General features: G+C 69.5%; 7 protein-coding genes and 1 pseudogene. 6 read left to right on the top strand and 2 right to left on the bottom strand.

Annotation, left to right across the window (positions count from 1 at the left end; translation table 11 throughout):
* A pseudogene (locus VNS22_RS15175) lies at positions 1 to 228 on the top strand (aspartate aminotransferase family protein); the annotation flags it as partial.
* A 56-nt stretch (positions 229 to 284) separates the two neighbouring features.
* Here VNS22_RS15175 and VNS22_RS15170 read toward each other — a convergent pair.
* Together VNS22_RS15170 and VNS22_RS15165 are read right to left on the bottom strand one after the other, a co-directional pair.
* Positions 285 to 1,262: a hypothetical protein gene (locus tag VNS22_RS15170; protein WP_325733815.1), complete on the bottom strand. Its 978-nt coding sequence runs from the start codon at positions 1,260 to 1,262 to the stop codon at positions 285 to 287.
* A 172-nt stretch (positions 1,263 to 1,434) separates the two neighbouring features.
* Entirely contained in the window at positions 1,435 to 2,175 is a 741-nt protein-coding gene (locus VNS22_RS15165; protein WP_325733813.1) for a hypothetical protein, read from the bottom strand.
* 332 nt (positions 2,176 to 2,507) lie between these two features.
* On the opposite strand from VNS22_RS15165, the gene VNS22_RS15160 reads away from it, so the two are divergent.
* The 5 genes from VNS22_RS15160 to VNS22_RS15140 form a co-directional block, all read left to right on the top strand.
* Positions 2,508 to 3,518 (top strand): asparaginase, encoded by a 1,011-nt coding sequence (locus tag VNS22_RS15160; protein WP_325733811.1) that lies wholly within the window; start codon positions 2,508 to 2,510, stop codon positions 3,516 to 3,518.
* Positions 3,519 to 3,541: 23 nt separating this feature from the next.
* Entirely contained in the window at positions 3,542 to 4,153 is a 612-nt protein-coding gene (locus VNS22_RS15155) for a ribonuclease HII (RefSeq protein ID WP_349261802.1), read from the top strand.
* 46 nt (positions 4,154 to 4,199) lie between these two features.
* Positions 4,200 to 4,784, top strand: coding sequence for an orotate phosphoribosyltransferase (gene pyrE, locus VNS22_RS15150; RefSeq protein ID WP_325733807.1), 585 nt, complete (start codon positions 4,200 to 4,202; stop codon positions 4,782 to 4,784).
* 4 nt (positions 4,785 to 4,788) lie between these two features.
* Positions 4,789 to 5,361, top strand: a complete 573-nt coding sequence (locus VNS22_RS15145) for a DUF2062 domain-containing protein (protein ID WP_325733805.1) — start codon at positions 4,789 to 4,791, stop codon at positions 5,359 to 5,361.
* 24 nt (positions 5,362 to 5,385) lie between these two features.
* Positions 5,386 to 6,023 (top strand): NAD(P)-binding domain-containing protein (locus VNS22_RS15140; protein ID WP_325733803.1); only part of this gene is annotated, 638 nt, incomplete at its 3' end.

The following is a 6,023-nucleotide window of genomic DNA, read 5'->3' as shown; positions in this document are numbered from 1 at the left end:
GAGCTGGTCAAGGACAAGGCGACCCGCGAGCAGTTCCCGGCCTCGGCCAAGGCCTCGGTCACTGCGGTCAACGCCTGCCTGCCGCACGGCCTGATCCTGCGCGGACTGCCCTTCGACGCGATCGGCATCTGCCCGCCGCTGATCATCGACGAGGCCGAGATCGACCAGCTGTTCGACCGGCTCTGGTCCGGCCTGGACGACGCGATGGACAAGCTGCAGGCGGCCTGAGCGGGCATCCACTCATGATCGAGGGGCGGCCGACCCGGTGTCGGCCGCCCTCGCTTTCAGGCATGGCAGGCGGCGGCGCTCGCCTTGCCCTTCTCCTTCAGGAACGCCTTGGTCTGCTGCCACCAGGCCGCCTTTGGGTCCCAGGTGGCGCGCTGGACCTTGCCGTTCGCCCGCGGCAGCAGCGTTCCCCACAGGCACAGGCTGTCGCCCAGCCGATAGGCCGTCTCGAGCTGCTCGCGGAAGAAGTCGCCCGGGATGATCTGGTAGCGGATCTTCGGATCGCTGCTCAGCTCGTGATACTGCATCCAGAGCCAGGGCATCACGGGCTTGCCGTACTTGTGCGCCTCCTCCGCGACGATCTCGGCGAACTTGGCCCAGTTCTTCCGGTTCGACGTGTAGGCGTGGTAGCAAGGCATGATCCAGTCGACCTTGTCCGCCAGCGGCTGCATCATGCGGTTGACGCGCTGCTGGTAGGCCAGCCGCTCGCCGCCGGCGATGTAGTCGCCGTACCGGTTCTTCGGCATGATGCCGTAATAGGCGAGCTTGGTGGTCGAAGGTACCCGGGCCCGCACATACTCGATCGCCCGGATATACTTCTCGCGCTCCGGGACGGAGGCCGGGTTCCAGCGCTCGATGTCGAGCGTGACCAGGGGAAACTTGTTCGCCTTGATGATGGCGATGACCTTGTCCAGCTTTCCGTAGTCGGGATTCTCGCCGCTGATCAGGTCGTTCTGGTAATAGATCGGCATGCGCGGCAGGCCGCACTTGGCCAGATCACTCGGCCCATTGTTCCAGCGCATGCACTCCCAGGCGATGAAGTTCTTCTTGTCGGGAGTAGGCGTCGGATTGGGGGTCGGCGTGGATGTGGGCGGCGGCGGGCTGGGGGGCGGCGTGGGTGTGGGCGGCGGCGGCGGGCTGGGGGTCGGCGTTGGATTGGGTGCCGGCCGCCCGCCCCTCAGGTCGGACAGGAGGCTGGTGAGTCCCGGGGCCGTTGGGGTGGCGACCATCCCGGCCAGGAAGTCTCGTCGCTGCATATGCGCTTTCCAAGATGGAGAACCGGTCGATCGTCCCTGCAGGGCCGCCGCGGCCGCCCGCGGCCTCGATTTCCGGTAAGTCGACCGGGGTCTTGCCCTCAGATGGCCCGCACATCAACCGGGGCGGATGACCGGCCGCCTTGCACGGGCGGCCGCAATACAACCTCTACGATCAGAGATTGCAACTCTTTGATGCATTGCCCGTCGCCTTGAGGAAGACCTGGGTCTCCCGCCACCAGCTGGCCTTGGGCTGCCAGGCCAGGCGCTGGATCGCACCACCGCTCTGCGCCTTGCGCGTGCCCCACAGACAGACCGCATCCGCCTTGGCCCGGGCCTTTTCCAGCTCGCTGCGGAAGAAGCCGCCCGGGATCAGCTGGTAGCGCAGATTCTTGTCCGGCGACTGGTCGTGGAACTGCGGCCAGACCCAGGGCATCACCGGCTTGCCGTAGGCATTGGCCTCCGCGAGGATGACGTCCGCGAACTTCGCCCAGCGCGTCCGGTTGCCGTCATAGGTGTAGAGCGAGGGCATGATCCAGTCGCACTTGGCGGCCAGCGGGCGCATCGCGTTGTTGGCACTGCGCTGCTTGGTGAGCCGGCTGCCACCGGCCACGTAATCCGGATAGGCGTAGCCCGGCATGATCCCCCAGTAGCCGAGCTTCACCGAGCTCGGGATCTTGGAGCGGATCCGCTCGATCGAGCGGATCAGCTTGTCCCGTCCCGACGCCGTGGCCGGATCCCAGCACTCGATGTTGAGCGTGACGATCGCGGGCTTGGCCGAGCGGATCTGTGCGGCGACCTTGTCCAGCTTCGCCAGATCGACCGATCTGTTGGTCACCAGCGCGGATTCGTAGAAGATCGTCATGTCGCGCATGCCGCAGGCACTGAAGCTGCCCGGCAGCTTGTCCCAGCGCATGCATTGCCAGACCGGAAACTTCGAAGCAGCAGCCGCAGGCTGGCTCAACGACGGCAGTGCAGCCGCCGTGGACAACCCAAGCAGCCCCCCGAGAAAGTGCCGCCGTTCCATGGTCGTTGTCATTTTTCTTTCCGGATACTGAGTTGAATCACATACGACATCCGGAAACTGGATGAGAAATCCTCTCTGAACCAGTACAATCCTGCAGGAGGAGCTCAGCCCTGCGTCCGGCGCCTGCCTGCCGGGCCCGCCGCACGGGGCTTGCGCCGCCGCCGCGCCCATGCCACGCGCACAGCCGCTTGCATGCTCGCCAGAGGGCCGGAGGAACGGAGGTGGATGATCCTGTCGCGGTGCTGGTCACCCGCGGCGGCCACATCGAGAGCCGCCATCGCGGCCGCCTGGCCGTCACCGACAGCGCCGGGCGGCTCCTGCTGGCTCTGGGCGATGTCGCCGATCCGATCTTCCCCCGCTCGGCGATCAAGCCGTTCCAGGCCGTGCCTCTGGTGGAAACCGGTGCCCTCGATGCATCGGGCGGCGATGCCGCGGACCTGGCCCTGGCCTGCGCCTCGCATAACGGCGAGGCGCGCCATGTCGCGCGGGTCCAGGCATGGCTGGCGAGGGCCGGCCTCGCCGAGACCGACCTGCGCTGCGGCAGCCATCCGCCGCTCTTCCCTGACGCCCAGAGGCAGCGCCTCCTGGCCGGCCAGCCGCCCTCGCCGCTGTGCAACAACTGCTCGGGCAAGCATGCCGGGATGCTGATGACGGCCCGCCAGCTGGGCGCGCCGCTCGCCACCTACCTGGAGCGCGACCACCCGGTGCAGCGCCGGGTCGACCAGGTACTGCGCGAGCTGACCGGGATCGATCCCCTGCCCGTACCCGGCATCGACGGCTGCGGCGTGCCATCCTGGCCGATCCCGCTCGATGCGCTCGCGCGTGCCGCCGCGCGCCTGGCCTGCCCCGACCGCCTGTTCCCGGCCCGGGCGACATCCCTGCGCCGGATCGCGGACGCCATGACCGCCCATCCCGATCTGGTCGCCGGCACCGGCCGGCTCTGCACCGCGCTCATGCAGGCCGCCCCCTGGATCGTCGCCAAGACCGGGGCGGAGGGCGTCTTCCTCGCCGGCAACCGCCGCACCGGCCAGGGCCTGGCCCTGAAGGCGGTGGACGGTGCCACCCGTGCTGCCGAGGCGATGCTGCTGGGCGCGGTCGGCCGGCTCGGCTGGCTGGACGGCGCCGAGGCAGCCGCCCTTTCGGCCTTCGGCGAAAAGCCGATCCGCAATGTGGCCGGGCTGGAGGTCGGCCGCATCCTGCTCGCCCCGGGCTTCGCGGAGGCCATCCCTTGAGGATCACCGGCGGCGGGCCGGTCATGATCGCCGGTGTGGACGAGGTCGGCCGCGGGCCCCTGTGCGGCCCGGTGGTCGCCTGCGCGGTGATCCTGCAGCGGCCGGTGGAAGGCTTGGCCGACAGCAAGGCGCTGCGCCCGGCCGAGCGGCAGCGCCTCGCCGCCATCCTGCGCGAGCAGGCGATCGTGGCGCTGGGCGCCGCGTCGGTGCGCGAGATCACCAGGCTCAACATCTTCCATGCCTCGATGCTGGCGATGCGGCGGGCGGTGGCGCGGCTGCCGGTCCGCCCGGCCCGGCTCCTGGTCGACGGCAACCGGGTGCCTGCCGAACTGGACCTGCCGGCCGAGGCGATCGTGAAGGGCGATGCGCTGGTCGATTGCATCGCCGCCGCCTCGATCGTCGCCAAGGTGGTGCGCGACCGGGCGATGGCGCGTCTGGCCCTGCGCTGGCCGGGCTACGGCTTCGAGCGCCATGCCGGCTATCCCACCGAACTGCACCGCAGAGCCCTGCTGGAGCTGGGCCCCACCCCCCATCACCGGCCGAGCTTCAAGGGCGTGCTCGGACCGGCCGAGATGGCGGCCGAGGACGAGGAAGCGATGGCCGGAATGGACGAGCCCTCTGGCGTGGTGGCGTGATTTCGTGGTCCAAGCGCGGCGGGCAGAGCAACGGGAAGCGGGTCGGATGGATCAGGCAGCGGTCATGGCGGAATTCGAGGCGGCGGGCGCGTTGCTGCGCGGCCATTTCATCCTGACCTCCGGTCTGCGCAGCTCCGTCTACCTGCAGTGTGCCCGCGTGCTGATGGACCCGGCGCGTGCCGAACGCCTGGCGAAGGCGCTGGCCGCGAAGCTGGCGGGCATCCAGGTCGACCTGGTGGTGGCGCCCGCCATGGGCGGCATCCTGGTCGGCCACGAGCTGGCAAGGGCGCTGGGCGTGCCCTCGATCTTCACCGAGCGCGTCGATGGAAGCTTCACCCTGCGCCGCGGCTTCGCGATTCCTCAGGGTGCCAAGGTCGTGGTCGCGGAGGACGTAGTCACCACCGGCATGTCGACCAGGGAATGCATGGAGGTGATCCGTGCCGAGGGCGGCCAGGTCGTGGCCGCGGCCTGCCTGGTCGACCGCTCGGGCGGCCGCGCGGAGCTCGGCGTGCCGCATGTCGCTTTGATGGCGCTGGACCTGCCGACCTACCAGCCCGACCAGCTCCCGCCGGAGCTCCAGGCGATCCCGCCGGTCAAGCCGGGCTCCCGACCGGGCCAGGCCAAGGGCTGAGCGCTTGCTGTTCGCGCGCAGCCGGCGCCCGGGCTTCTGGGAGCGCACCCGCATGGCCGTGCTGCCGCGCACCGGCCTGCGCCGCGCCATGCGCTACCGGATCCAGCGGATCGGCCGGATGGGCGGCTCGCCGCATTATCTGGCCGGCGGCGTGGCCCTGGGCGTGGCGCTGGCCCTCACCCCCTGGTTCGGCCTCCATTTCGTGATGGCGGTGGTGCTGGCGCGGATCCTGCGGGTCAGCGCGCCTTTGGCCCTGGCCTTCACGCTCCTGAACAACCCCTGGACCCTGCCGATCGTCGTGATCGCCGCCTATGAGCTCGGCCGCCTGATCCTGGGCGACAGCGTCGCGGGCCTGCCCCCGCTCGACGCGCTGTCCTGGAACTATCTGCTGAACGAGGGCGAGGCGCTGCTGCTGCCGCTCATGGCCGGCAGCACGCCTCTCGCCGTGCTGGGCTATTTCGGGGTTTACTGGCCGCTGCGCCGCAAGGTCGCGCGGATGCAGCAGGACCGGCGCGCCCGCCTGGATGCGCGCCGCACCGCTGCTCTGGCGTTGACGCCGGGCCAGATGGTCGTCTGATTGGGTTGGATTGGGAGGAGTCACATGTCGGAGCTAGCGGATCTCGGCGTCACCGGCCTCGCGGTCATGGGTGCCAACCTCGCCCGCAACGCCGCGCGCAAGGGCCTGCGGGTCGCCGTGCACAACCGCAGCAACGAGAGGACCGAGCGGCTGCTCGCCGAGCACGGCCATGAGGGCAACTTCATCGGCAGCAGCTCGATGCAGGAGTTCGTCGGCTCGCTGGCGAAGCCCCGGGTGGTGATCATCATGGTCAAGGCCGGCCAGCCGACCGACGCGGTGATCAACGAGCTCGTCCCGCTCATGGAGAAGGGCGACATCATCGTGGACGGCGGCAACGCCCTGTTCAGCGACACCCGCCGCCGCGAGCGCGAACTGGCCGGGCGCGGCATCCTGTTCGTCGGCATGGGCATCTCCGGCGGCGAGGAAGGTGCCCTGGAAGGCCCCTCCATGATGCCGGGCGGTGCCAGATCCGCCTGGGACCGCATCGCCCCCATGGTCACGAAGATGGCGGTCTCGGTCGATGGCACGCCCTGCTGCGCCTATATGGGCCCGGACGGCGCCGGCCATTACGTGAAGATGGTGCATAACGGCATCGAATATGCCGACATGCAGCTGATCGCCGAGGCCTACGACCTGATGCGCACGGTCTACGGCATGAGCGC

Source organism: Geminicoccus sp., assembly GCF_035556675.1.
Taxonomy (GTDB): domain Bacteria; phylum Pseudomonadota; class Alphaproteobacteria; order Geminicoccales; family Geminicoccaceae; genus Geminicoccus.
This window is presented reverse-complemented; position numbering and strand designations above follow the sequence as displayed.